Here is a 25,900-nt window from a genome sequence, read left to right on the forward strand (position 1 = left end):
TGCGTACTAATTTACTTAACGGTTGAAGTAGTGGTCTGCCAGCCGCCGCCAACCGCTTTGTATAAATTGATTTGACTAGCAAGCACAGCTTGTTGGCCCGTGATCAATTGCTGCCTTGCGCTATACCAAGTTCGCTGAGCGTCAAGCACTTGCAAAAAGCTATCAACCCCTTTGTCGTAGCGCGCCTGCGATAATTCAAAGGTTGTCTTTCGGCTTTGTAATAACTCCTCAAGAGCCATTAACTGTGCGTTATAGCCTTCTCTATCCGCAAGTACATCAGCAACTTCACGAAATGCTTGCTGTATTTTTTGCTGGTACGTTGCTACAGCAACTTGTTGCTCTGCGTTAGCGACATCTAAATTTGCTTGATTTCGACCCATATTAAAAATAGGTAAATTTACCGATGGCATGAAGCTCCATGTGCCTGAGCCTGCATCAAATAAATTACTTAAATCACGTGATGCAGTTCCTGCATTGGCAGTTAAACTAATGCTCGGGTAAAACGCTGCACGGGCAATACCAATGTTAGCGTTAGCGGCTAACAGCTGATGCTCTGCTGCTTTTATATCTGGTCGCTGCGTTAGTAAATCAGAAGGTAAACCCACAGGCACACTAGGCAAGTCTAATAAATAATTTAATGACTTACTTGGCAGTAAATCCTCACCTACCGTTTTACCTACTAATAAATCAAGCGCGTTTTTATCGCGTTTCACTAAACGTTGGTATTTAGCAATATCAACTTTCGCTGTGGCTACCGTACTTTTAAGTTGTTCCAGCGTAATTTTAGAAGCTGCCCCTAAATCAACACTTTTTTGGGTTAATGATAAGGATGCTTGCTGCGATGATAACGTCTCTTGTGCCAACGCTAACAACTGTTGATCGGTCGCGTAATTTAACCAAGCATTAGCAAGCTCTGCAATTAACGACACTTGCATGGTGTATTGGCTCAGCTGAGTGGAATAAAGCGTTTGTAATGCTTGCTCTGACTGATTGCGTACTTTACCCCATAAATCTAACTCGTAAGCCGTCATGCCTACCGTTGCACTGTACTGAGAACTTATTTGTGGTTGACCACTTGCTGATAAATCGCCGGGTAAACGCTGACGACTTCCTGATGCATTAAAATCCAGTGATGGATATAACGCTGAATCTTCAATCTGATACAAACCACGCACGCGCTGAACATTTAAAGCAGCTATTTGTAGGTCTTTATTATGTTCAAGACTTTGTGATATCAGTGTTTTAAGTTTTTCATCATTAAAAAACTGCTGCCATTTTAACGAGGACACCTGCTCATCCCCTGTCTCTGATGCATACGCATCAGGGACAGGTAAATTTAGCGCTTCTTGTTGAGGAGCTAACTGACATCCAGATAAAATTGCTAAAGTAAAAGCACTAAAACTGATTGCTCTTAAACTCATTATACTTCCTCCTGCGAGGTGGTTTTAGCTTTTCCTGAAAACAGTCTACGTACTAAAACAAAAAACAACGGTACAAAAATAACAACCAATGACGAGGCGGCAAGTGTTCCACCAATAATTGAAATTCCTAATGCATTTTGTGCACCTGAACCAGCACTTGAGGCAATAGCTAATGGAAGCACACCACACACAAAGGCCATTGAGGTCATTAAAATAGGACGTAAGCGAAGGCGTACAGCGGCAATCGCCGAGTCAACTAAGCTTAAGCCTTCTTCCATTTTATGAATCGCAAACTCAACGATTAAAATGGCATTTTTAGAGGCTAAACCTATGGTGGTTAATAAACCCACTTGTAAGTAAATATCGTTTGATAAGTTACCCATAAAGGCGGCTACAATCGCACCAAAAATACCCAGTGGCACAATTATCATTACTGCAAATGGTACTGACCAACTTTCATAAAGCGCCGCTAAACATAAGAATACAAATAACAGTGATAAGCCATATAACAACGGCGCTTGACCGCTACTTGAGCGCTCTTGAAACGAAATACCAGTCCACTCAGAGGCAATACCGTTAGGGAGTTGCTTGACTAAACGTTCCATTTCATCCATTGCTTGCCCTGTACTGTAACCTGGCGCAGCTGTTCCTTGAATTTCCATAGCAGAAAAACCATTATAACGCTCAAGACGTGGCGAACCATAGGTCCAATGCGAACTGGCAAATGCTGAAAATGGCACCATATCACCGCTAGCATTACGTACATACCATTTGTTTAAGTCCTCAGGCACCATTCGCGATTCAGCATCGCCTTGTAGGTATACTTTTTTTACACGGCCGCGATCAATAAAGTCATTTACATAACTACTACCCCAGGCTGTTGCAAGCGTGCTGTTAATATTAGCTTGCGAAACGCCCAGTGCCTGAGCTTTTGCAAGGTCTACATCAAGCTGGAGCTCTGGCATATCTTCTTGGCCATTAGGTCGTACGCCCGCGAGAATTGGGCTTTGGCTTGCTAAACCTAATAACTGGTTACGTGCGGCCAGTAGAGCCTCGTGGCCAAGTCCAACACGGTCTTGTAAAAACATATTAAAGCCATTGGCTGTACCTAGTTCCACAATCGCTGGCGGCGGAAATGCAAATACAAACGCTTCTTTAATGGTAGAAAAATAGCCCATTGCTTTACCTGCAACTGCTTGCACAGATAAACCTTCGCCTTGACGCTCATCCCAGTGCTTAAAGTTAACAAAGGCAATTGCTGAGTTTTGGCCAGAACCTGCAAAACTAAATCCAGTCACCGTGAAAATACCATTTACAGCATCCGATTGATCGTTCAAAAAGTGTTTTTCTACTTTTTTAACTACTTCAAGCGTTTCTTCAGTCGTTGAGCCTGCTGGTAATGACACCTGATTAAACAAAATACCTTGGTCTTCATCTGGTAAAAATGCCGTTGGTAAGCTTGAAAAAATATACACCATACCCGCTACAATAAGGCCATAACATAAAAGATAGCGCTTAGATAAACGGATCATACGACTGACAAGACTTTGTGCGCCTGAATTAGTTTTATCAAATCCGCGGTTAAAACCACTGAAAAAACGACCGAATAACGAGCTGTTATCGTGAACATGGCTTGGCTTTAAAAGCGTAGCACACAACGCAGGTGTTAAAATAAGCGCCACCAATACCGATAGTCCCATTGCTGATACCAACGTAATAGAGAACTGACGATAAATAACACCGGTAGAGCCACTAAAGAACGCCATCGGAATAAATACCGCCGACAGCACCATAGCAATACCCACTAGCGCGCCTTTAATTTCATCCATTGATTTACGTGTTGCCTCAAGCGCAGAGAGTTTTTCTTCGCTCATTACACGCTCAACGTTTTCTACTACAACAATGGCATCATCAACCAGTAGGCCTATGGCAAGTACCATGGCAAACATGGTTAATGTATTTATTGAATAGCCAAACGTGTACAAAATACCAAAAGTACCGAGTAACACCACCGGCACAGCAATCGTTGGAATAAGCGTAGCGCGGAAGTTTTGTAAAAACAGATACATAACAACAAAAACTAGTACCACTGCTTCTATTAAGGTATGAACCACTTTTTCAATCGATAGTGATACAAAAGGGGTGGTATCGTAGGGTACAACAACGTCTAATCCCTCAGGGAAAAACGCTTTAAGCTCTGCAATCGCAGCTTTTACACCTTCAGCTGTATCAAGGGCATTTGCCCCACTGGCAAGCTTAATACCTAGGCCTGATGCAGGTTTTCCATCGTAACGAGCTACAACACGGTAGCTCTCGCCACCTAGCTCCACACGCGCTACATCTTTAAGGCGAACAAACGAGCCATCAGGGTTTGCTTTTACTATAATTTGTTCAAACTCTGCTGCGGTTTGCAAACGGCTTTGTGCTGTTACCGTTGCATTGAGCTGCTGGCCTTCAACCGCTGGCATGCCCCCTAATTGACCAGCAGATACCTGCGCATTTTGCGCACTAATTGAAGTGCTAATATCAGCAGGGGTTAATTTGTAGTTTTGCAACTTAGCTGGGTCTAACCAAATACGCATAGCATATTGAGAGCCAAACAGCTGAACTTCACCCACCCCTTCAACACGCGAGATAATATCTTGCACATTAGATGAAACATAATCACCAATGTCGATATTGGTCATGCTGCCATCTTTTGATACAAAACCTAATACCATTAAAAAGTTACGTGCAGACTTAGCCACCGATACACCTTGCCTTTGCACTTCTTCTGGTAAAAGCGGTGTAGCTGTGGCTAACTTGTTTTGCACTTGTACCTGTGCAATGTCTGGGTCTGTATCGGCGCTAAATGAAAGCGTAAGCGTAGCCGAACCACTCGACTCAGACGTAGATGACATATACAACAAGCCATCAAGTCCTTTCATTTTTTGCTCTATAACCTGGGTAACCGTATCCTCTAGGGTACGAGCTGATGCCCCTGGGTAAGTAGCGGTAATGCTAATTGCTGGCGGTGCAATTGACGGGTATTGTGCTATTGGTAAACTTTGAATAGCCAACACACCTGCAAGCATAACCACGATAGCAAGCACCCACGCAAAGATGGGTCTGTCGATAAAAAATCGTGACATTAAAACTCTCCGTTATTGCGCTTTGTCGGCTGTTGCAGACGGTGAAACTTCTGAAGGGCTAACTGGCGCACCTGGGCGAATTTTTTGTAAACCTTCAACAATTACTTTATCGCCATCAGCTAATCCAGCGGTAACTAACCAGTTAGAGCCAATCGTTCTATCTACTTTTAACACACGGCTTTCTACGGTGTTTTCTTTACTTACAACCATCGCTGTTGGCTCACCTTTGGTGTTTCGGCTTACTCCACGCTGCGGCACTAAAATAGCGTCTTGTTTTACACCCTCAACCACTGAGGCACGTGCATACATACCCGGTAGTAATAACTTATCTGGATTTGGGAATTTAGCGCGTAAAGTTACCGACCCAGTGCTTGGGTCTACAGTTACTTCTGAAAATTGTAACGTGCCTTTAATTGGGTAAATAGAGCCATCTTCCATTTGCAGCTCAACGTTGGCTTGTGTTTTTGAGTCAACACTTAATGAACCCGATGCCAATGCTCTTTTTAGCCTAGTTAGTTCATTACTTGATTGCGTTAAGTCAACATAGATAGGGTCAAGCTGGGTTACTGTTGCCAGTGCCGTTGTTTGATTAGCGCTTACAAGCGCACCAACAGTAACGTTCGATTTACTAATTTGACCACTAATCGGAGAAGATACATGGCTGTAATCTAAGTTTATTTGTGCAGATTTAAGCTGTGCTTTTGCTGTTAATAGCTCGGCTTGTGCTTGCTTGTATGCTGCATCGGCTTCATCAAAGTCTTGCTGGCTTACCGCTTTAATTTCTAGTAATTCTTTATAACGCGACGCTTTAGATTTACTGCTTGCAATACTAGCCTCTGCGCGCGCAACGGCCGCTTTGCTGGCTGCGAGTTCTGCTTCATAAATGTCAGGATTAATTTGATAAAGCGCTTGGCCTTGCTCAACCTGTGTGCCTTCTTCAAATAAGCGAGATTGAACAATACCACTTACTTGAGGACGAATTTCAGCAATTTGAAACGCACTAACACGCCCTGGTAATTCTTTTTTAAGTGTAATAGCTTGGCTTGTTAAGGTGACCACACCAACAGGTGTCGCTGCAGGAGCAGAAGCCTTAGGCTGTTCAGCAACCTGATCACAACCACTTAAAGCAACAGAACCAACGAGGGCCGAAAATACAAAAAAAGCGATGCGGGAACGCTGCATGTAAAATACCTTTTAGTTTAGAATGAACGATCATTCTAAACTAAAGTAAAGCAATTAAAAATAGCTACTGAGCAACATTTACACATTTTTACAATTGAATAGATAAGTAACACAAATAACAGCTGAGTTATTTAAGCAACACCCATAAAAAAAGCAGCCAATGAACTTTCATTGGCTGCTCTTAAGCTATGTTGGCTGTCATTATTCGTTGTCAGTATTAACTCTAGAGACTAGTAATTGCTCAATACGAATTCCTTCCACGTCCACAACTTCAAATTTAAAACCTGCAAATAAAACAAACTCTGCGCGTTTAGGAATATGTTTCATGGTATAGATTAAATATCCGGCCACGGTTTCATAATGATTTTGATCAGGAAATTCATCAATTTCAAGTACCTTCGCCAGCTCAACAATCGGGGTTAAGCCATCTACTAACCAAGAACTCGCGTCGCGCTCAATAATTAACTCTTCACTTTGATGAGTAATTAAATCGCCCATAAAACCTTTCATTAAATCTTTAACCGTAACAATCCCAACCACCAAAGCATACTCATTAACTACCACCGCAAAAGGATGTACAGCGGTTTTAAACGCATTTAACGCTTCAGATAAACTCAATGTTTCGGGCAAGAAAAAAATATCTTTATCAAGCATGTCATCGTTAATATTTGCCGCCTCACCTTTGAGTACTTGGCGTAAAATATCTTTAGACTCAACAGAGCCAATTAACTTATCAAGATTGCCTTTGCACACTAAAAAGTGATTATGCGGGTGATCTATAATTTTATTTGCTATATCGTCGCTAGATTCATCAATGTCAAAATAAACAATTTGCTCACGCGGTGACATAACGCTTGATAAAAAACGCGCTTCTAAATCAAATACATTTCCTATTAAATCATACTCTTGTTGCTGTAAACTGCCATATTCAGCACCAGCATCCATCATCGCAACAATATCTTCAGTGGTCACAATATCTTCACGTTCACTGGGCACTTTAAACACCCGTAAAACAATATTGGTTAAGCCATTAAAAAATAGTACCAGTGGCGTGAGCGCAAAAGTAACCCAGCGCATAATTGTCACCACTCTCACCGCAACGGCCTCAGGTAAAATCATCGCTAAACGCTTTGGTAGTAAATCGGCAAATAAAATAAATAACGAGGTAATAATTAAAAACGATAATACAAAGCTAATTTGCCCAAGTAATGGACCTTGATAAAACAGCTGTAGTATTTCTTGCATATAAGGAGACAATGCTTGCTCGCCAACAATCCCGCCTAATATCGCAATCGCATTGAGCGTAATTTGGATCATGGCGAAAAAAGCCCCAGGCTGCTCTTGCAGCTTTAAAACCGCCAAAGCGTGAACATTGCCCTCGTCCGCCATTACTCTTAACTTAATTTTGCGTGAAGCGGCAATCGAAATTTCTGACATCGCAAATAACGCACTCATCAAGATTAATAACGCAATCCCGATTAAATCACCCATTTATAACTCCAAAATAATCGCTTTTACAAGCAAAAGCAGCTGGATTATAGACGCTTTTATAGACAGGGCAATTGATATTTAAATAATATTAATAACTAATAAAAATCAAAAGCTTAATATTTATAGTTTAGACTCATATGAAGAAAAAGCTACGCTAAGTTGTTGCTTTACGTTATCGGGGAGGTTTTTATTACAGGCAAAATATAAAGGGGCTTGATGGGCATTGATTGGCATTAGTAATTCGAGTTGTAATTTATTTAATAAATGAGATTGTTCATGGTTTATTCGCTGCGCAGGTATAACCACTAAATCAATACTCGAACTTCGTGTTTGAATTATCTTAAAAATATTATCAAAACTACTAAACAGCATTAAATTTTCGTTTTCTTTAAAGCCTTTTGAAAGTAGATAATGATGACTGTAGTTATCTTTTAAAACCGCAATACGGTATTGCTTAGCCTGCTCTAAATTAGTTAAGGAAATACCTTTGCTTTTAAGGGAGTAAAAATTAGTGTCAAATTGGGCGAGCTTAGCAAACCAAATAAAATTATGTTCCCGCTCAGGCGAACGAGAAATAGAAAATATACAGGTTTGGGGATCTCTCAGTGCAATATTGTAAGCCATACTCCAATCGCTTACAGAGATTGAATAATCAATGCCTGCGCTATCAAGCGCCAATCGGACTTTATCGGCAGCATCACCTACTAAATTGTTATTCGCGTCCAGATACTGCGCAGGCGCAAAGTTCTCTGTTACAACAGTAAGTTTAGCCGCACAATGATGGCTTACAATGAGCAATAATACGAAATACCATTTAGTCACAATAACCCACTATATAAAATTTAAGATGTTACTTTTTTGGTAAAAGCAAATTTAATATAGCGGATTAATTACAAATAGCCAATTTTGGGCCTGTGGGATTAACGATTCATTGCTGCAATTAAGAATGCTGAAATTTTAGCGCCTTCTCTAAGCGTCGTCTCTGAGCTTGATTGACCCACTAATGAGCTGTCGGTAAACGGCGCGATTTCCATCATATCTGCTCCGGTTATTGGAAACTCATCGGCAATGGCTGACAGAATATCAAGCGCATGCTGTGGTGTTAACCCATTTTCTTCAGGTGTACCTGTTGCTGAAGCAAATTGAGCATCTAGTGCGTCAATATCAAAGCTTACATACACTTCATCAACCTTGTCAGCCTTTAGTTGCGCGATTGTATCGGCAGCAACAGCGGCTGCGCCACGCTCAATAATTTCAGCAGCCCAGTGCTGTTTAACGCCAAAGGTACTTTCCCAATGTGATTTAGGCTTACCACTTGAGCGAATACCAAATTGAATTAAATGATGTGGCGCGGGTAAAAATTCTAAAATATGGGTACACCAAGAGCCAAAACATAAATCGATGCCCAAACGCTCTACGAGTAAGTCGGTGTGGGCGTCAAAATGAATAATAGCCGTACGTTTACCTTGCTCGCGTTTGGCTTTTAAGTACGCTTTTGTCAGCGGGTAACTAATAGAATGATCGCCACCAATGCCAAAAATTCCTTTATCGTGGAATGTTGCATAAAAGCTGTCACATACATCTTCGGTAATAGACAGTGGACTTACGAAATGATCGTTATTATCATTGCCATAAAGCGCTTTTTGGCAATTGGTAATTGTTGCCTCGTTTAAGTATTTATCGTGTAATAAATGCGGTATTACGCGCACATCACCTAAGTCAAATGAACGACACTGTGTTTGCTGGTCAATTAGAGCTGAACGTAAAAACAAAGGCCCCCAGTTAGCACCGCGTAAAATACCACCACCACAATCAGAGCTAATCCCCAGCATAACCGCTTTGTGGGGTGAGTTAGGTAATTCATTTAGCGAGTCACGCCATAAAACATCGACATTTTCAGTTTGACCATATAATTTATTTCTGAGTGCTGCTTTGCGTTCTTTTGCCGTATTAACCGTGAATACACCATCGCCAGGTGCACATAAACAGTGTTCAACTTTATTTTTAAATGCTTGAAATTGTGTGCTCATTGTAAACCCTTTTTCAATCTGAATATCTTGTCTATTATTGAGTAGTTATGCAAAACGACGAACGCTGAATAAATTAAAAATTAATTGTATGTGGTTATAAAAATCACTGAACGTTGTGTTCTGCGAGGTTAGGTCAGCGGTAAAACAATACAAAACCTACTAACTAACCTTATGAATATAAACAATTTAAAATTTAGCTAACAACTCTTTTAGCTAGCTACTGGTTTGCTCTGAGGTATGAATATAGTGTCTGAGCAAACAAGTCAACTGGCTCATTTTGTTAGTAATTTTAGCCATTGATTGAATATTCAGAGTTGATGAATAAATCAATACGGACATCCGTCCTGTACTTCATTTAGGTTTCTCGTAATCATGCTAAATTGACAACAACTCTTATTAAAAAGGCTTAGTTATGGAAAAGGTATTTCACTTAGGACTGTGTATTGATGATTTAAAAGGTGCAAAACTGGCTATTGTTCCAGGGGATCCAGATCGTGCAGCACGCATTTCACAGTTCTTAGATAATCCAACCTGCCTTGCTCAAACCCGTGAGTTTCACATTTATTTAGGCCAATTAAACGGCCACTCAGTGGTTGTATGTTCAACCGGTATCGGCGGCCCTTCAACGTCAATTGCGGTTGAAGAACTGGCTCAACTTGGCGTACGTAGCTTTCTTCGCATTGGCACAACAGGCGCGATTCAGCCGCACATTAACGAAGGCGATATTTTAATTAGCCAAGCCTCAGTTCGTTTGGATGGCGCGAGTCAGCATTTTGCACCACTGTGCTACCCTGCTGTTTCTGATTTTTTTGCCACTCAAGCGATGGTAAAAGCCTGTGAAAACCTAAACATCGATTTTCATATCGGTATCACCGCTTCAAGCGATACCTTCTACCCAGGACAAGAGCGTTACGATACGCATTCTGGTTATGTTCCTAAGTCATTACAGGGTAGCTGTGAAGAATGGCAAAAACTAGGCGTGATGAACTACGAAATGGAATCGGCTACTTTATTTACTATGTGTGCCGCTCTTGGCCTACAAGCAGCCTGTGTTGCCGGTGTATTAGTAAATAGAACACGTCAAGAAATTCCTAACGTAGACCACGGCGAGATTGAGAAAAAATCGGTTGCCGTGGTACTTGAAGCCGCTAAAGTGTTACTTGGCTAATGTTGCGCTAATAACCTCAAGTGTTGGCAAGCCAGTAAAGCTTGCTAACACGGCTTTTGCCACCCCAGATTGGTTTTCATGACCAGCCGTTTCTAATAACGTAACTGATTTTACTGTTTGCTTATCAAAGCTCAGTCCTGCTAAAAACAACTGACTCACAGCACTTTGTAATGGCGATAAACTCGGGCTGTACGCTGCATTTTCTGCATAGCTGCCATAAAAATCACCGTTTTCAAACGTACTTATTTTTACTGCACTGTAATTTTGGCTGTACGGCACATAAGCCGCTAAAGCATAACTCATCAGCTTTTCATCAAGTTGTTCGTTTTCAAAACAATTAGTTTGCTTTGCTGGGTTAAATAAGCTGTGCTCATTGCCTAAATCGGTTGGTCCAAATGAGTGAGGTAATAACTCTGCCAATTTAAAGTTTTGTGCTGGCAGTAAAATATCAAGCTCTTTCGCATCAGCGAGTTCATTCATAAATTGACGACAGTACCCACATGGGACATCACTAATCGCTATTTTAAGAATTTTTTTACCGCCATTTAACCAGGCATTATTAATGGCAGATTGCTCACCGTGCACCACTAAACTAAGTGCTTGATGGTCAAACTCAGCGTTAGCGCCAAAATAAAAAATGGTGTTTCCTTGTGAATCGAGCCCTTTTACAATTGCGCCGACATGAAATTTGGAAATAGGTGCAACCGAAAACTCTGAAGCCATAGGCACTAAGCCTTGTAATAAAATATCTTCACTAACATTAAGCTCGGTGCAAAGCGCTGAAATATCGTTTGGGTATAAAATACCGCGTTGAGTTTTTAATTGACTGCGTAGAGCTTGCGTTTGCGCTACGTTTAATGAAATGTGTGAATTGCTAAGTGCTGTATTATGTTGCACTTTAAAAGTTGCTGAAGCCATAATAGTTTTTATTTGATCAATGGCCAAGTAGTGTAAAAGGTTGGCAAACTAAATACCAGCCTATTCAACGTAAAAAAAAGGAACACGTCGTGTGTTCCCTTTAAAACTAATCTAGTTTTGGATTAACCTGTATTACGCATACCCGCTGCAATGCCGGTCATAGTGATCATCAAAGCATTATCTATATCGTTTTCATTGCCTTTATCATCGCCACGAGAACGACGTAATAACTCAACTTGTAATACATTCAGCGGATCGGTGTATGGATTTCTAAGCCCGATAGACTCTTTGATCCAAGGCTGATCAGCCAATAAGCTTTTTTGTGGGCTTAATGATTGCACTAACGTTATAGCTTCACCAAGTTCATCACGTAAAGCTACACCCAGCGGCTTATACATCTCTTCCACCAGCGCATTATCGTAATGCTCACTCAACCAGCTATCCGCTTTACTAAATACCATTTCTAGCATTTCTAAACGCGCCCTAAAAAATGGCCATTGCAAGCTCATTTCACTTAAGGTTTCTATACCGTATTTTTCAAGCGCGGCTTTAAGCCCGCTCAATGCACCTAACCATGCAGGTAACATTAACCGGTTTTGACTCCACGCAAAAATCCATGGAATAGCACGTAAGCTCTCAACCCCTCCATTTGGATTTCGTTTTGCAGGCCTTGAGCCTAAAGGTAATTTTGACAGTTCCAATTCAGGTGTCGCCATTCTAAAGTAAGGCACAAAGTTTTCATCGTGGCGCACCACATTACGGTAATGCTCACACGACACATCGCTAATTAATGCCATTACTTCGCGCCACTGTGATTTAGGCTCTGGTGGTGGCAATAAATTACTTTGTAGTACCGCACCCGCATAAATATTTAAGCTTTGTAATGCCACATTAGGCAGGCCAAATTTAAAGCGGATCATTTCACCTTGCTCTGTTACCCTAAGCCCGCCTTTTAACGACCCCGGCGGCTGAGAATGCAATGCTTGTGCAGCAGGCGCACCACCACGGCCAACCGTACCCCCACGGCCATGGAATAAAATAAGCTCAATACCGCGTTCATCCGCTAGTTGTACGAGCTTATCCATTGCCTCATATTGTGCCCAACCAGCAGCCATCATGCCTGCATCTTTGGCTGAGTCTGAATAGCCAATCATTACATTTTGGGTGTTTTTAATGTGTCCACGGTACCACTCGTTATTTAAAAGTGTAGTGATGACGTTGTGGCCATCGTTTAAATCATCCAAGGTTTCGAATAAAGGCGCCACAGGCAGTTCAAAACCACAGCCAGACTCTTTAAGTAATAGCTGCACTGCTAATATATCAGAGGCAGTTCGTGCCATAGAGATAATGTATAAACCAAAGGTTTTTTCATCTTGTTGCGCAATAACATCAAAGGTGTCGAGCACCTCTTGCACTTCTGGACTTGGTTGCCAATGCCTAGGAATTAGCGGACGACGTGAATTGAGCTCTGTCAGTAAAAAAGCTTGTTTGTCTTGCTCTTCCCATTGATTATAATCGCCAATACCTAAATGACGAGTTAATTCAGAAAACACATCGCTGTGTCTTGACGAATCCTGTCGTACATCCAGTTTTGCCAAGCGCAAACCAAAGCTATTTACACGATGGATCACATCTAATAGCAAGCCATCAGCAACCACTTGCATATTGCATTTTAACAATGAGCGATAACACACCTCAATTGGGTGCCTAATTTGGTTAATATCAGTTATTAAATCTTGTGATTCTGTACGCTTGTTTTTAATTTTAGCGCTTAAGTACATCACTGTTTCAGCCACTTGGTTTTTAAGCTCTTTGAGCACGGCTCGATAAGGTTCAAACTCTTGCCCTGCCAGTTTAATGAGCTCATCACTGGCATCAGACATTGAAAGTTCAGCACACAAAGTTTCTAAATCACGCTGGTATAAATCCAGCGCCATCCAACGGCCATGATCGAGTACTTGCTTAGTCACCTCAGCGGTTACAAACGGGTTACCATCCCGATCTCCCCCCATCCACGACGTAAACTCTATCGGGCTGTAATTGGCTGGTAGCTCAAGGCTCAAATGCTGTTTAACATACTGGCTAAACTCACGTAAAAAACGTGGCACGGCATCCCATAAGCTATTTTCAATTACCGCATAGCCCCATTTAGCTTCATCAACAGGGCTTGGACGAGAACGACGAATATCGTCAGTATGCCAAGCTTGGCTAATAAGCTGCGCAATTCGATTTAATATCGCTTCGCGCTCTTGCGCAAGGTTGTCGGTTCGCTCAAGCGACGCTAAACAATCGCTTAGTTCAACATGTTTGTTAATAATAGTACGGCGAGTCACTTCGGTTGGGTGAGCGGTTAGTACTAAGTTTATGTGGAGTTTTGAGAGTGTGTCGGCTAAATGATTATGATTAAGCTGACCTTGTTCGGCCTTTGCTGCTAACGTTTTTAATGTTTGAGTGAGAGGATTTAGTTGGCAAAAACCAACATCATTAAAACGTGATACGGTATGAAACTGCTCTGCAACATTAGCTAAGTTTAAAAAATGATTAAATGAACGGGCAACCGGTAAAAGCTCCTCATCACTAAGCGCATGGAGTACATCAATTAACGCTTGGCGATCGGCTTCATTGCCACTGCGAGATGATTTTGATAAAGCCCGAATTTCTTCTACTTTATCTAAAATCTCTTGGCCTTGGGCATCTTTAATAGTTTGTCCTAATAATTGACCAAGTAGATTTACATTACCTCGCAAGGCGGCATATTGTTCACTCATTTCTAGCTCTCCTTCGTTTCTTGGAGACCTATTAATATCACTAAGAGGGAATATTTAATAGATCCATTTGCATTGTCTTGTCGTAAAAAAGCATATGTAAAATAAACACAAAGCGATAACATGATCATTTTTTACGATGGCAATTGCCCACTGTGCAATGCAGAAATGCAACATTTAAAACGTGCCGATGTTGATCATAAAATTACACTAGAAGATTTAAATGCGGATGATTTTAGTGAACGTTTTCCTGCAATCGATAAACAAAATGCCATGGATTTATTGCACGCCCAAACTGATAAGGGGCAGATGATTTACGGCTTAGACGTCACTTATCAAGCTTGGCGCACCGTTGGCAAATACCGTTGGCTTAAAATAATTCGTTTGCCCGTAATTCGCTTTTTTGCCGATCATGCTTACACTTTTTTTGCAAAATACCGCCATCATATAAGCCGTTTTTTAATGCCCAATGCGCAGTGTAGTAATGGTCAATGCAATATTAAATCTAAAGGTGAAAAATGAAAACAGTGATTTTATTTGGCGCCAGTAGCGCCATTGCACAATCCTACGTAAGTCATTTAAATCAGCAAGCAGCACAATTTAATATAATTTGTGTCAGCTCATCGAATATTGAGCATAATGATGACAGGGTAACCTATTTCCACAGCGACTACTCGGCGCAAAGCCTAAATGAGCTAACCCAGTCGTTAAAGTTACAACAAATTGAGCTTGCTCAGGTAATAATATTTAATGGTCAATTACAAAACGACCAGCACATGCCAGAAAAAAAGCTCGAAGAAATTAACAGTGATTATTTTATGCAGCTTTTGCACTCTAATTCACTTGTCCCCCTGCTGTGCTTACAAAGTATAGTGCCACTGCTTAATCACAAAACTCATTGCACAATTACTGCTTTAAGCGCTCGTGTAGGCAGTATTAACGACAATAAATTGGGTGGCTGGTATACCTATCGCGCATCCAAGTCTGCGCTGAACATGCTATTTAAAACAGCCGCCATTGAACTTGCTCGTCGCGCTAAAAATACCAAACTTGTTTTATTTCACCCAGGTACTACAGATACACAGCTCTCTAAGCCATTTCAAAAAAATGTGCCCGCAGGTAAACTGTTTACCCCTGACTTTGTTGCTCAGCAATTATTTAAATTTACTTACGAAAACCCACAGCTAGAACTCAACGGCGAACCTGCCTACCTAGATTGGCAAGGAAACACCATAAAATGGTAAGGAACAAACACATGCATTTTTCGAAAGACCGCATAGCCGCACTTGAAAAACATACCCGTACACACTTTATCAATTCACTTTCAGGGTTTAAAAGTGCAAACTTAATTGGCACACAAGACTTACAAGGTAATACCAATCTAGCCATTGTCAGTTCAGTTATTCATTTAGGCGCTCACCCACCTCTAGTGGGCATGATAATGCGCCCGCACAGCGTACCAAGGCATACATTCGAAAATATTATAGAAACAGGCGTTTATACTATTAACCAAGTAAATAGTGATATTTACCAGCAGGCACACCAAACATCGGCACGTTACGCTAAAGATGAGTCTGAGTTTAATGCAACCGGTCTCAAAACAGAGTACTTAAACGACTTTAAAGCGCCTTTTGTTGCACAAAGCCGACTAAAATACGCAGTAAAATTTGTAGAGAATCAGCACTTAGCTGTTAATAGCACTGAGCTGGTTATTGGCGAAATAATGGATGTTTATGTAGATAAATCAGCACTCCAAAGTGATGGCTTTTTAGACTTACAAGCCATCGATACCGTTGCAGTAACCGGATTAGATAGCTACCACACGGCGAATAAGCTCAATCGTTTACCCTACGCGAAAAAATAGCCCAAGGTTATCAAGTCCTTGGGAATGAGGGACTTGATAACTTCCTCTATTTGTTCAATCCCTTGTTCACTAATCGCAATTAGTTTGAATTGAACGCATTTAGCCTACACACTATGCAAAATTTTGTAGGAGAAATATATGACCACAGTTGGTATTGGTACACACACACCCGAACAAGCACTTGCTAGTTTAAGCAATATGACCCACTCAGTAACGCCAATTCAGGCCGATGAGTATTTAGTGCGTATGGCCAAAGCGCAAGCTTATATGCAAGCTAATAATATTGATGCGATATATTTAAATGCAGGTACTAACTTAACATATTTTACCGGTATGAAATGGTACGCCAGTGAACGACTAGTCGGCGCTATTTTACCCGCCATGGGTGAGGTGCAATACATTGCCCCCCATTTTGAAATTGGCTCTTTAAATGGCTTTAAAGTCATTGATGGCCCAATACACGGCTGGCAAGAACACGAGAACCCGTTTGAGCTATTCGTTAAAGTGCTTAAACAACTGAATATTAGTGACACCGCTACCGTGGGCATTGATGAAAGCGCACAGTTTTTTATTTTTGATGGTATCAATAAAGCCAGTTCAGGGTTAAAACTAGTTAACGCACAACCTGTAACCGCACATTGTAGAATGCATAAATCAGCCAATGAATTAGCATTAATGCAATGTGCCATGGATATGACTTTAGCGGTTCATCAGGCTACGGCGAGCATGCTTTATGAAGGAATTAGTACAGTAGAAGTCGAAGAATTTATAAAAAAAGCGCATCAAAAAGTAGGTGCTCCGGGAAATTACTTCTGTATTGTATTGTTTGGCCTTGCTACCTCATTCCCTCATGGTGTAAAAGATCCACAAATTTTGAAAAAAGGCGACATGGTCCTTATTGATACCGGATGCAAAGTACACGATTACTTGTCTGATATCACGCGTACCTACGTATTTGGTGAAGCAACCAGTCGCCAGCGCCTATTTTGGGATTTTGAAAAAGCAGCTCAGTTAGCAGCTTTCAATCAAGCCGCCATTGGCAAAACCTGTGAATCGGTTGACGAAGCAGCCCGTAGTTACTTAGCAGCTCAAGGCTTAGGCCCTGAATACCAAACGCCAGGTTGCCCACACCGCACAGGCCATGGTATTGGCTTAGACATTCATGAATGGCCATACTTAGTGGGCGGCGATAAAACCCCGCTTGCCACAGGCATGTGTTTTAGTAACGAGCCAATGCTGGTTATTCCAGATGAGTTTGGTGTGAGATTAGAAGATCACTTCTATATGACAGATGACGGACCGCGTTGGTTTACCCAGCCAAGCCACAGCATTGACGACCCATTTGGTTTAAACAGCTAACCTGAAAACATTCAATAAAAGAGCAGCACTTTCGCTGCTCTTTTTATGTTCAATGATTGATAAACTAAACTTCATCCCAATATCCATTGTTATTAAAAAGCAACCCTTCAAAGATCCTTATGAAAAACTTAAAAATAGATATCGTCTCAGATGTAATGTGCCCATGGTGTATTATTGGGTATAAAAACTTAGAAGCCGCATTGGCAGAATTAAAAGACGAAATGAGTGCGGATATTACATGGCACCCTTTTGAGCTTAATCCGGATATGCCACTTGAAGGGCAAGACTTAAACGAGCACTTGCAGCAAAAATACAGCTTAACCGAAGAAGAAAGCGCACGAAATCGTCAAAACATGGCGGATGCGGGTGAACGAGCTGGCTTTACCTTTAATTTTGACGGTAAACGCATCATGATCAACAGCTTTGATTTACATCGCTTGCTAATGTGGGCTCGTGAAGAAGGTAAGCAAACTGAGTTAAAACTGGCGTTTTTTGAGGCACACTTCACCGATTTAAAATATTTAAATCAAGAAGATGCATTACTGGATGTGGTAGAAAAAGTAGGCCTTAACAAAGACACTGCCAGAGAAATTTTACACTCAGATAAATACGTACAAGCGGTACGCCAAGAGCAAAATAACTTTAAACAAATGGGAATAACCTCAGTACCTACTTTCATTATAAATGATAAGTACGCGCTTACCGGTGGGCAACCGAGTGAATCGTTTATTCAAGCACTTAAGCAAATAAGTGAAGAAGAAGCCAACCAGGAGCAATAATTTTTCGGGTTAGGCTGCATTTTGCGGCCTAACATTATTAATTTTTTAAGTTAAACACCTGTCTGTTGTTTAAATTAAGCCCGTCCTCAACATCATGATAATAGCGCTCATAAAGCGCGTTCAACTCACCGCTATCTGCTAACTTTGTTAAGCCTTGCTCTAATAACTCAATGATTGCTTTGTTATTTTCGTTTGCGTAAAAATAATAGTAATTATCGTATTGCAGCATAATATGTGGCTCAATAACAAAGTTATACTGAGGATGTTTACGTATCTCGGCTTTTATTGCTGTAACTGAACGCGGAAAATAATCGCCAAGCTCCTCGTCTAACGCTTTTAACATTCCTTGATAACTCAAATCACCATTAACTGTTAGGCCATTGTTTTTTAAAACATAAAAGTCTGACCAACTTTGTTTTTGCAACGCAATAAATGGTTTTAGCTGTGCCAAGGTTTTGATATCAGAAAATTCTTTTAACCGACTTTGTTTAACCATGAGCAAGCGCTTTGAATGCAGCCCATTGTAAATAGGATAACTTGTGTGTATTAAATTTCTTTGCTCTGCAAGGGCGCTTGGCATAGTTAACCAAGCTAAATCAACATCACCGTTACGTTTGAGCTCTTGCAAAATCCTTTTAGTATTCATTGGCTCAATGCTGTAGGCAATATTGAGCTTTACATTAACCTCTGCAAAGCTCTTTTCTAATAACGTTAAAATATAGTGGTTTTTTGGTATGTCTTGCGTGCTTGGTTTACCGAGCTTAAGGGTGAGCGTTTGCTCAGTGCTACTGGCAAAAAATGCCACTGCCATTAAAATCAAACTGCAGCATAAAATAATAAGCTTCATAGTTATTCCAAGTTGCTTTAGCATGTAACAAACTGAACAAATAATAAGTATAGCGGCAACTTAAAATTGCGTTAGTTTATGTGCGATAAAGTACCTTAATAACATGCCAACCAAATTTCGTTTTTACTAAATGCGGTTCTAAAATTGCACCACTAAAGGCCACCTTATCAAACTGTGGAACCATTTGACCTCGTCTAAACTCACCTAAATCACCGCCTTTTTTACCCGATGGGCATGACGAATACTTTTTAGCTAAAGTTTGAAACTTTGCGCCTTTGCCTAATTGCTTGATGATGTCTTCTGCAATCTCTTTATGTTTTACTAAAATATGCAGTGCGTGCGCCGTATTTGCCATGTAAGTGCCTTTTTAATGCTTAAATTTAAACGCCGCGATTTTATCACAGCCAACACATTCAGGCATCTATTAAAGCACTTATAAATAGTGGGCTTGGTCTTGCTTTGAAGGGATCCTGCAATAGTGATATTTACCAAATAAGGTATATCGATTTGATGCAATTTTATCATAAAGCCAATTATTAAAACGATTTGGCAACACACTAAATATACCACTAAGTTTCCACGGATAGCCTAGCTGTTTAATCACCTCAAAAAATGCATGGCTTTGTATAAATGCTTGAGCGTTTTCAATGTAAACCATAGAGGCAAAATCAGTTGTCGAATAGCCAAAGTGCATTAATATTTGCTGCCCTTTTGGCGATTGTACACTGCACAGTTTAAACATGGCCTGAGGGTCTTGAGCAATAATAAAATTACACCACGCACTACAAAGCTTGCACTGGGCATCGAACAGTATAATTTTTTGGCTTTTTATTAGCGCGGCGGTATGGGTCATTAATTGCTTGCTCAAGTGAGGGCTTATTGCTGCACAGGTTTTTTTTGTAGCTTGCGCTGCAAAGTGCGTCTATGCATATTAAGCTGCCTTGCAGTCATTGATACATTACCGTTGTTACTGTGTAATACATGTTGAATATGCTCCCACTCTAAACGCTCGGGTGACATAATCTCTTCAGGAATTTCGGTTACTGTCGATACCGGCTCTACTTTTAGCGCTTTTAATAAGCTTGCCATATCGACAGGCTTAGTTAAATAGTCATTAGCGCCCAAGCGCATCGCCTCTACGGCTGTAGCTATACTTGCAAAGCCGGTAAGCAATACAATATGCGCCTTGGGTAACAAGTGTCGCAGCGGTGCAATAAGCGCCAGCCCATTTTCATCTGCTAACTTCATATCTAATAAAATACAATCAGGTTGCTGCTGGCGAGCCCTAAGTAAGGCCTCTGTTTGGTTATGTGCAACCTCACAGTTAAAGCTGTGTTTTGTTAAGCGCCTTACCAAAGTGGTAGCAAGGTTAATGTCATCTTCAATAATTAGCAACTTCATAGCGCCGACTCGGTTATTAATAGTGGCATTTGTATCTTGGCCACCGCTCCACCATCGGGGTGATTATAAACAGTTAACGAACCATTTAAACGCTCAAACGTGACATTTGATAGCATAACCGCTATTCCCATGCCTTGCTCGCTGGGCATGAGCTGCCCGCCTAACTCCGCTAACTCGGAGGATAAAAAACCAGCGCCAAAATCCCGAATAATTAACGCAATACTTTGCGCATCTGGCTGTTGCCAACTCAACTCTAATTGCATTTGGCCTTTTTTTTCGTTAGCAAGTGCTGCATTTTGTAATAAGTTTAAAATAGCAGGTAGCAGCATGGCATCACTTTTTAATGTGGCTTTAGGCGCCTCATTAAGCCAGTTTATTTGTTGATTAGGGTATTGTAATAGCAACGTATCATGAATTTGATTTTGCAGCTGCTCTGCTTTTATAGGTATTTGCGTGTTTTTATCTCGTAGCTGCATAGAGAGCTTTCTAAAATCATTAAGCTGAGTGCGGCATTGCAGCAAGGGTGATTGCATTTGCTGAATAATTTCATTGTTGGGATGCTCTTCTACAAGCTCTTCAAACAATAATTGTAAATTAGCAATAGGCGTTGCTAATTGATGAGTAATTTGCGCCGCTGCGCCATCGAGAGTAACCAGTTGTTCACTACGCAACTGTTTCTCTCTAACTTTAGCAATAGTGCGCTCACGTTGTTGTAAAGCACGGTTCATTGCACCAATAACCAACGCAATCACGCAGGCACTGATAACAAAATTAACCCACATGCCAATAAAGTGGCCACTCATGTTCATTTGGTGCATGCTATGCTCTGGCATTTTAATCAGTAGCATGCTGTAGGCAGCGATAGCCAGCACAGCAATATAGGCAAGCCCACGAGCGCTCAATGTAATTGCCGCTATCATAATAGGTAACAATAATAACGACACAAATGCGTTAGTTGCACCGCCACTTAAAGACAACAAAATAGTTAAAAAAAGTACGTCAGCGGTCAGTTGCATCAGCATGCCAACAGGCTTTGCTTGGCTAACATTTCTATAAGCAAAGATACTTGCTAACTGAAAAACCGCCTCAAGCGTAATAACGGCTAGCAACGGCATGAGCGCAATTTGATGCTCTAATAAAAAATAAACGCTTAACACTGCAATAAGCTGCACAGCAATGGCGCCACTGCGCAGCATTAATAACCGGCTAATAGCAGGATCGGTTTTAATTAACACAATAAGATTCACCTGATTGAATATACATTGCTTTGTTATCCATTATAAATAATGCTTTTTAAGTAATGATTTCATAATAAGCGCCTCATATTAGCTGCTCACTCAGCCGCACTCAAGCATATATGGTCAACAAAGTATTTGTATTCTATTAAGCTTAGAAAGCCTATGAGCTATTGTGTAAAACAGGCACAATCATTAAAAGCTTTTAATTAACACAATAAAAACAAGTCAATTACCTTTAAGCAAAAATGCAGCAAATAGTCCGTAAAATAGCAGTAATTACTAAGCAAACCATGCTATAAACTAGTGTTAACAACTAATTTTTGATATAACGTCCTCATTAGACGAACACGTCATACCACTTTTAAGAGAACACACTATGCCTTACGCACATATCACTGGTTGGGGTAAATGCATTCCACCAGCAAGCATCAGCAACGACGAAATAAGCGAAATTGTAGATACAACCGATGAGTGGATCACCACACGCACAGGTATCAAGGCACGAAGAGTTAGCCATGTAAGTACTGCTGAACTTGCTAGTGTGGCTGCAAAACATGCCATTGCTTGTGCTGGCGTAGATGCAAAAGATATCGATTTAGTTATTTTAGCAACGTGCACCCCCTCAACAGTAGTTGCAAACACCGCCTCATTAGTACAAAAAAATATTGGTGCCACAGGCGCTGCAGCCATGGACACCAACGCGGCATGTTCTGGTTTCTTATATGCTTTACAAGCTGCGACAGCGCAAATTCAAGCTGGCATGATCAAAAAAGCCGTCGTTATCGCGGCTGAGCGCATGACGTGGTATGTAAACTGGGCACGACGCGACAGCGCAGTATTATTTGGTGATGGTGCCGGTGCCGTTGTGCTTGAAGCAGCAGAAACACCTGCAGGCTTATTAGGGACTAAAACCGGTTGTGACAGCGAAGATCGTGATATTTTACACATTACTAATTTTGGCAGTGATTTAAATAAATATGAGCCAATTGGTCCATCAGACCTTTTATTTGAAGGCCGTGAAATATTTAAACGTGCCGTTAAAGGCATGAGTGAAGCCTGTGACGACGTGCTTGAACAAGCCAATCTTAAGTTAGACGATATCGATGTACTAGTTCCGCATCAAGCCAATCTACGCATTATTCAAGCTATTCAAAATCGCTTAAAAGTGGATGACGAAAAAGTAATGGTCAATATTGGTGAATATGGCAACACCTCTGCTGCCACCATTGCAATTGCATTGTGTGAAGCCGTTGAGCAAGGCTTAATTAAACCGCATGCAAATATTATGTCGGCGGCATTTGGAGCTGGCCTTACTTGGGCGGCAAGCTATATAAAATGGGGCGAGCGAGTAACGCCTATTGCACTTAGTGATGCTGAGCTTCCACCGTGTAATAAAACGGGTTTAGAGCTTGTTGCACCGGCTGTAAAAGCGTGTAAAGACGCAGAGCCTAGCTAAAAGCTAATATACAACCATGCACATGTATTGATAAACAGCGCACTGCTTTTAGTGCGCTTTTTGCTTTTTAAGGAAAATATATGCAACTACTAGGCATTCATCATGTAGCCATCATTTGTAGCAACTATCCACGCTCTAAACATTTTTATAGTGAAATATTAAAACTCACGATTATTAATGAGCATTATCGTGCACAGCGTCAGTCTTACAAACTCGATTTAGCTTTACCTGATGGAAGTCAGTTAGAATTATTTTCGTTTAATGATGCGCCAAGTAGACCAAGCTACCCCGAAGCTCAAGGACTTAGACATTTAGCATTTAAAGTTAGGTGTATTAATACTGCTAAACATTATTTAGAGTCACACAATGTCATCGTCGAAAATATTAGAGAAGATGAAATAACCGGCAAAAAATTCACCTTTTTTGCCGATCCAGATGGCTTACCCCTTGAGTTATATGCACTTTAACATCTAATAACTCAAGGTATATTTAATTTAGTTAAATCGATTTTGTAGGTAAGTAAATACTGCACGAATACCCAGTGCCTCACCTCCAGCTGGACGCCCAGGTAATGCACGTAAATTCCATGCCATTACGTCAAAGTGAACCCATGGTGTATTTGGCTCTACAAACTCTTTCAAATAAAGCGCAGCGGTTATTGCGCCACCAAATGGCGTACTTGCACAGTTAGCCATATCAGCCACATCGCTTTTCAAAAATGGTTTGTATTGCTCGAATAACGGCAATTGCCAAACAGGGTCGTTAACTTGCATGCCCGAGTCCATAATGGCATTTGCTACAGCGCGATCCGTTGAGAAAAAACCTGGTAGCTCTGTACCTAAAGCAACGCGGCACGCACCGGTTAATGTAGCAAAATCTATGATTAATTCAGGATCATCGTTTTGTGCTTCGCTTAAAGCATCACACAGAACTAATCGCCCTTCTGCATCGGTATTGTCTATTTCGACCATAATACCTTTACGGGTTTTTACTACATCGCCAGGGCGAAATGCATTACGCGAAACAGCATTTTCAACCGCAGGCACTAAAACACGGAGGCGTATTGGTAAGTTAGCGGCCATAATTAGCTGAGCCAGGGCAATAACATGCGCGGCCCCACCCATGTCTTTTTTCATGTTGCGCATGCCTGAACTGGGCTTTAAATCAAGTCCACCGGAATCAAAACACACGCCTTTACCGACTAACGTAATTTGTGGCGCATCGACTGCCCCCCATTTCAAGTCAAGTAATCGTGGTTTATTTTCACTCGCGCGCCCTACCATATGAATAGTTGGGTAATTTTGCTCTAATAACTCATCACCTATCCACTGCGAAAATTCACCGTCGAATGTATCTGCTAGGTCACTCATGACTTGTGATAAGTGCTGCGGCATCATATCGGCAGCTGGGGTATTAACTAAATCGCGTGCTAAATTAATGGCATCCGCTTGTTGTTTTACTTGTTCATATAATGTTTTATCGGCAATGCCAAGCTGAGCTTTTGCTGTGGCTTTTTGTTTATACTCACTGAACTCATAACCACCTAACACAAAGCCTAAAGCAAGTTGAGCAACTAAAGACTCATCACCTTGAATTTGATAACAACCCGCAGGTAATTTACTGGCAAGCTCGCCAGCAGCCCAAAAATCATCAGCGCTTTGCATTACACAAAATACCTGACTTAGCTCACCCGTTTCTGGATTTGGTACTAGTGCGAGTCCTGATTTTTCAAAATCTGTGTTTGCTAGCCAGCGCTGTACAAAACTCGGTTGCTGCGTAAGCCAATCGGTTAGTTCGTTTTTAACGATAAATGATAGAGGAATTCCTGAAGAGGTATGACGAAGTAAAGCACTCATTAAATGACTCACATAATAGAAAATGATGCCTTAGCATAACAATAAGCACTATTAAAAGGTATAGCTAATTATGTTCTGCTAGCTTACTTCTTCTTTGAGGGCGTTGAGTCTTGCTCTTGGTTTTGTTGAGCAATTTCTTGATCAATTTCTTTAATCGGCTTATTCATACTAAAAGAACTCGGCAATACATCAACCCCTACTAACTGACCTAGTTTAACAACCAGTGGAATAGTTAATGGTGCAAACGGTAATAACGCAAAAACGCCTAGACCTAGTCCTTTTAATATATCAACAAACTGCTCGTTGGCGCGTTTTAGTTCTGCTTTATTTGTTTGCCCTTGGGTATAACGCCTATAAATTATTAGCATTTCTTTGGTTTCTTGCCTTTCTTGGGCAAGCGCAATTTTAAGCGCGACCATAGCACGACGAAAGCGTAGTTGTTGTCGCTTTTTACTTATTTTAGCAACCCGCCAGGGCGCACGATGGATAACTTTATATAATCGCATAGCCTGTATTCTCACACAGCGCTTTCAGTTCACAAAGAATAATTTACACGCTTTATTCAATCATTTATTCTTAATGTTCATTTTCCTCAGTTTTAATTAAAAACATGCAAAAAAACATACCCAACACTAAACCCGAAAGGCCAAAATCTGATGAGTGCTGCGGCGGCGGTAGTTGCTGTCCATGTGTATGGGATGAGTACAAAGAAAAACTTGCACAGTGGAAAAAACATCATGGTGAAAATATCAATAGCAAGTCAGTTTAATTCAATAATAGAAAGTAGCTAAAATAGCTTATTTAGTTAATAACTATATATCAATGCCTGCTTTTTCCCCCTTTCCCTGCCCTACTTATGATTAACTATGCATTATTTTTAGATAAATCATTTGTTTCAACTTGTTAAGTAGTGATTAATCACCTATTACCCTCTTTAGTTTTTTATCTATAGTCTATTTCGAGGACTCACAGGAGGTGCGCTTAGTTTATTAAG

Annotated in this window: 24 protein-coding genes; 9 read left to right on the plus strand and 15 right to left on the minus strand. The window is 40.9% G+C overall.

The features are described from left to right. Nucleotides 1-11: 11 nt before the first annotated feature. The 6 genes from MTN97_RS12325 to MTN97_RS12350 all read right to left on the minus strand — a co-directional run bounded on the left by MTN97_RS12325 (nt 12) and on the right by MTN97_RS12350 (nt 9,255). Nucleotides 12-1,421: an efflux transporter outer membrane subunit gene (locus tag MTN97_RS12325; RefSeq protein ID WP_036983880.1), complete on the minus strand. Its 1,410-nt coding sequence runs from the start codon at nt 1,419-1,421 to the stop codon at nt 12-14. After that, nucleotides 1,421-4,552 (minus strand): efflux RND transporter permease subunit, encoded by a 3,132-nt coding sequence (locus MTN97_RS12330; RefSeq protein ID WP_248474508.1) that lies wholly within the window; start codon nt 4,550-4,552, stop codon nt 1,421-1,423. Before MTN97_RS12330 ends, MTN97_RS12325 begins: the two co-directional genes overlap by 1 nt. A 12-nt stretch (nt 4,553-4,564) precedes the next feature. Beyond that, a complete protein-coding gene (locus MTN97_RS12335; RefSeq protein WP_248474509.1) occupies nt 4,565-5,734 on the minus strand; it encodes an efflux RND transporter periplasmic adaptor subunit in 1,170 nt (389 codons plus the stop codon). 201 nt (nt 5,735-5,935) lie between these two features. After that, nucleotides 5,936-7,225, minus strand: coding sequence for a hemolysin family protein (locus MTN97_RS12340; RefSeq protein WP_036983877.1), 1,290 nt, complete (start codon nt 7,223-7,225; stop codon nt 5,936-5,938). A gap of 120 nt (nt 7,226-7,345) precedes the next feature. After that, the gene (locus MTN97_RS12345) at nt 7,346-8,047 is read right to left on the minus strand and encodes a substrate-binding periplasmic protein (RefSeq protein ID WP_248474510.1); all 702 of its coding nucleotides are present in this window, start codon (nt 8,045-8,047) and stop codon (nt 7,346-7,348) included. 98 nt (nt 8,048-8,145) lie between these two features. Beyond that, nucleotides 8,146-9,255 (minus strand): arginase family protein, encoded by a 1,110-nt coding sequence (locus MTN97_RS12350; RefSeq protein WP_069438997.1) that lies wholly within the window; start codon nt 9,253-9,255, stop codon nt 8,146-8,148. A gap of 412 nt (nt 9,256-9,667) precedes the next feature. Between MTN97_RS12350 and udp the strand changes: the two genes are divergently transcribed. Further along, complete coding sequence (gene udp, locus MTN97_RS12355) at nt 9,668-10,423, plus strand: uridine phosphorylase (RefSeq protein ID WP_008112319.1); 756 nt, start codon at nt 9,668-9,670, stop codon at nt 10,421-10,423. Here the strand turns inward: udp and cdd are convergent. Together cdd and ppc are read right to left on the minus strand one after the other, a co-directional pair. Next, a complete protein-coding gene (cdd, locus tag MTN97_RS12360; protein ID WP_248474511.1) occupies nt 10,412-11,341 on the minus strand; it encodes a cytidine deaminase in 930 nt (309 codons plus the stop codon). The two genes, udp and cdd, sit on opposite strands and share 12 nt — an antisense overlap. A gap of 122 nt (nt 11,342-11,463) precedes the next feature. Further along, nucleotides 11,464-14,109 carry a phosphoenolpyruvate carboxylase gene (gene ppc / locus MTN97_RS12365; RefSeq protein WP_248474512.1) on the minus strand — a complete coding sequence of 882 codons (2,646 nt, stop codon included), beginning with the start codon at nt 14,107-14,109 and terminating at the stop codon, nt 11,464-11,466. 120 nt (nt 14,110-14,229) lie between these two features. Between ppc and MTN97_RS12370 the strand changes: the two genes are divergently transcribed. The 5 genes from MTN97_RS12370 to MTN97_RS12390 all read left to right on the plus strand — a co-directional run bounded on the left by MTN97_RS12370 (nt 14,230) and on the right by MTN97_RS12390 (nt 18,108). Further along, nucleotides 14,230-14,628 carry a thiol-disulfide oxidoreductase DCC family protein gene (locus MTN97_RS12370; protein ID WP_016899157.1) on the plus strand — a complete coding sequence of 133 codons (399 nt, stop codon included), beginning with the start codon at nt 14,230-14,232 and terminating at the stop codon, nt 14,626-14,628. Continuing rightward, nucleotides 14,625-15,350 (plus strand): SDR family NAD(P)-dependent oxidoreductase, encoded by a 726-nt coding sequence (locus MTN97_RS12375; protein ID WP_248474513.1) that lies wholly within the window; start codon nt 14,625-14,627, stop codon nt 15,348-15,350. Before MTN97_RS12370 ends, MTN97_RS12375 begins: the two co-directional genes overlap by 4 nt. A gap of 11 nt (nt 15,351-15,361) precedes the next feature. Next, nucleotides 15,362-15,970, plus strand: coding sequence for a flavin reductase family protein (locus MTN97_RS12380; RefSeq protein WP_248474514.1), 609 nt, complete (start codon nt 15,362-15,364; stop codon nt 15,968-15,970). A gap of 138 nt (nt 15,971-16,108) precedes the next feature. Beyond that, nucleotides 16,109-17,329, plus strand: a complete 1,221-nt coding sequence (locus MTN97_RS12385) for a Xaa-Pro peptidase family protein (RefSeq protein ID WP_036983870.1) — start codon at nt 16,109-16,111, stop codon at nt 17,327-17,329. Nucleotides 17,330-17,448: 119 nt separating this feature from the next. Beyond that, entirely contained in the window at nt 17,449-18,108 is a 660-nt protein-coding gene (locus MTN97_RS12390; protein ID WP_138626952.1) for a DsbA family oxidoreductase, read from the plus strand. 37 nt (nt 18,109-18,145) lie between these two features. Here MTN97_RS12390 and MTN97_RS12395 read toward each other — a convergent pair whose 3' ends face one another. The 5 genes from MTN97_RS12395 to MTN97_RS12415 all read right to left on the minus strand — a co-directional run bounded on the left by MTN97_RS12395 (nt 18,146) and on the right by MTN97_RS12415 (nt 21,591). Next, nucleotides 18,146-18,955: an ABC transporter substrate-binding protein gene (locus MTN97_RS12395; RefSeq protein ID WP_248474515.1), complete on the minus strand. Its 810-nt coding sequence runs from the start codon at nt 18,953-18,955 to the stop codon at nt 18,146-18,148. A 76-nt stretch (nt 18,956-19,031) separates the two neighbouring features. Next, nucleotides 19,032-19,310 carry a peptidylprolyl isomerase PpiC gene (gene ppiC / locus MTN97_RS12400; protein ID WP_008464312.1) on the minus strand — a complete coding sequence of 93 codons (279 nt, stop codon included), beginning with the start codon at nt 19,308-19,310 and terminating at the stop codon, nt 19,032-19,034. A 78-nt stretch (nt 19,311-19,388) separates the two neighbouring features. Further along, nucleotides 19,389-19,808 (minus strand): thiol-disulfide oxidoreductase DCC family protein, encoded by a 420-nt coding sequence (locus MTN97_RS12405; RefSeq protein WP_069439000.1) that lies wholly within the window; start codon nt 19,806-19,808, stop codon nt 19,389-19,391. Nucleotides 19,809-19,831: 23 nt separating this feature from the next. Beyond that, nucleotides 19,832-20,356 carry a response regulator transcription factor gene (locus MTN97_RS12410; protein WP_069439001.1) on the minus strand — a complete coding sequence of 175 codons (525 nt, stop codon included), beginning with the start codon at nt 20,354-20,356 and terminating at the stop codon, nt 19,832-19,834. Continuing rightward, complete coding sequence (locus MTN97_RS12415; protein WP_096039052.1) at nt 20,353-21,591, minus strand: sensor histidine kinase; 1,239 nt, start codon at nt 21,589-21,591, stop codon at nt 20,353-20,355. The genes MTN97_RS12410 and MTN97_RS12415 overlap by 4 nt, the downstream gene beginning before the upstream one ends. A gap of 379 nt (nt 21,592-21,970) precedes the next feature. On the opposite strand from MTN97_RS12415, the gene MTN97_RS12420 reads away from it, so the two are divergent. Together MTN97_RS12420 and MTN97_RS12425 are read left to right on the plus strand one after the other, a co-directional pair. Continuing rightward, complete coding sequence (locus tag MTN97_RS12420; protein ID WP_248474516.1) at nt 21,971-23,050, plus strand: ketoacyl-ACP synthase III; 1,080 nt, start codon at nt 21,971-21,973, stop codon at nt 23,048-23,050. A gap of 80 nt (nt 23,051-23,130) precedes the next feature. Then, nucleotides 23,131-23,517, plus strand: coding sequence for a VOC family protein (locus MTN97_RS12425; RefSeq protein ID WP_248474517.1), 387 nt, complete (start codon nt 23,131-23,133; stop codon nt 23,515-23,517). Nucleotides 23,518-23,544: 27 nt separating this feature from the next. Here the strand turns inward: MTN97_RS12425 and MTN97_RS12430 are convergent, their stop codons facing one another. Continuing rightward, nucleotides 23,545-24,906: a leucyl aminopeptidase family protein gene (locus MTN97_RS12430; RefSeq protein ID WP_069439004.1), complete on the minus strand. Its 1,362-nt coding sequence runs from the start codon at nt 24,904-24,906 to the stop codon at nt 23,545-23,547. A gap of 83 nt (nt 24,907-24,989) precedes the next feature. Beyond that, nucleotides 24,990-25,412, minus strand: coding sequence for a hypothetical protein (locus MTN97_RS12435; protein ID WP_013463120.1), 423 nt, complete (start codon nt 25,410-25,412; stop codon nt 24,990-24,992). Nucleotides 25,413-25,516: 104 nt separating this feature from the next. Here MTN97_RS12435 and MTN97_RS12440 point away from each other — a divergent pair, with 104 nt between their 5' ends. Further along, nucleotides 25,517-25,675 (plus strand): oxidoreductase-like domain-containing protein, encoded by a 159-nt coding sequence (locus MTN97_RS12440; RefSeq protein ID WP_076921669.1) that lies wholly within the window; start codon nt 25,517-25,519, stop codon nt 25,673-25,675. The last annotated feature ends 225 nt before the right edge of the window (nt 25,676-25,900 follow it).

Origin of the sequence: Pseudoalteromonas sp. 2CM36K, from assembly GCF_023161865.1 — a bacterium.
Lineage (GTDB): Bacteria > Pseudomonadota > Gammaproteobacteria > Enterobacterales > Alteromonadaceae > Pseudoalteromonas > Pseudoalteromonas tetraodonis.

Bases quoted from the DNA above. Each gene is read 5' to 3' on its own strand.
- MTN97_RS12325 (WP_036983880.1), bottom strand. From the start codon at position 1,421: ATGAGTTTAAGAGCAATCAGTTTTAGTGCTTTTACTTTAGCAATTTTA.
- MTN97_RS12330 (WP_248474508.1), bottom strand. From the start codon at position 4,552: ATGTCACGATTTTTTATCGACAGACCCATCTTTGCGTGGGTGCTTGCT.
- MTN97_RS12335 (WP_248474509.1), bottom strand. From the start codon at position 5,734: ATGCAGCGTTCCCGCATCGCTTTTTTTGTATTTTCGGCCCTCGTTGGT.
- MTN97_RS12340 (WP_036983877.1), bottom strand. From the start codon at position 7,225: ATGGGTGATTTAATCGGGATTGCGTTATTAATCTTGATGAGTGCGTTA.
- MTN97_RS12350 (WP_069438997.1), bottom strand. From the start codon at position 9,255: ATGAGCACACAATTTCAAGCATTTAAAAATAAAGTTGAACACTGTTTA.
- udp (WP_008112319.1), top strand. From the start codon at position 9,668: ATGGAAAAGGTATTTCACTTAGGACTGTGTATTGATGATTTAAAAGGT.
- cdd (WP_248474511.1), bottom strand. From the start codon at position 11,341: ATGGCTTCAGCAACTTTTAAAGTGCAACATAATACAGCACTTAGCAAT.
- ppc (WP_248474512.1), bottom strand. From the start codon at position 14,109: ATGAGTGAACAATATGCCGCCTTGCGAGGTAATGTAAATCTACTTGGT.
- MTN97_RS12370 (WP_016899157.1), top strand. From the start codon at position 14,230: ATGATCATTTTTTACGATGGCAATTGCCCACTGTGCAATGCAGAAATG.
- MTN97_RS12375 (WP_248474513.1), top strand. From the start codon at position 14,625: ATGAAAACAGTGATTTTATTTGGCGCCAGTAGCGCCATTGCACAATCC.
- MTN97_RS12380 (WP_248474514.1), top strand. From the start codon at position 15,362: ATGCATTTTTCGAAAGACCGCATAGCCGCACTTGAAAAACATACCCGT.
- MTN97_RS12385 (WP_036983870.1), top strand. From the start codon at position 16,109: ATGACCACAGTTGGTATTGGTACACACACACCCGAACAAGCACTTGCT.
- MTN97_RS12390 (WP_138626952.1), top strand. From the start codon at position 17,449: ATGAAAAACTTAAAAATAGATATCGTCTCAGATGTAATGTGCCCATGG.
- MTN97_RS12395 (WP_248474515.1), bottom strand. From the start codon at position 18,955: ATGAAGCTTATTATTTTATGCTGCAGTTTGATTTTAATGGCAGTGGCA.
- ppiC (WP_008464312.1), bottom strand. From the start codon at position 19,310: ATGGCAAATACGGCGCACGCACTGCATATTTTAGTAAAACATAAAGAG.
- MTN97_RS12405 (WP_069439000.1), bottom strand. From the start codon at position 19,808: ATGACCCATACCGCCGCGCTAATAAAAAGCCAAAAAATTATACTGTTC.
- MTN97_RS12410 (WP_069439001.1), bottom strand. From the start codon at position 20,356: ATGAAGTTGCTAATTATTGAAGATGACATTAACCTTGCTACCACTTTG.
- MTN97_RS12420 (WP_248474516.1), top strand. From the start codon at position 21,971: ATGCCTTACGCACATATCACTGGTTGGGGTAAATGCATTCCACCAGCA.
- MTN97_RS12425 (WP_248474517.1), top strand. From the start codon at position 23,131: ATGCAACTACTAGGCATTCATCATGTAGCCATCATTTGTAGCAACTAT.
- MTN97_RS12430 (WP_069439004.1), bottom strand. From the start codon at position 24,906: ATGAGTGCTTTACTTCGTCATACCTCTTCAGGAATTCCTCTATCATTT.
- MTN97_RS12435 (WP_013463120.1), bottom strand. From the start codon at position 25,412: ATGCGATTATATAAAGTTATCCATCGTGCGCCCTGGCGGGTTGCTAAA.
- MTN97_RS12440 (WP_076921669.1), top strand. From the start codon at position 25,517: ATGCAAAAAAACATACCCAACACTAAACCCGAAAGGCCAAAATCTGAT.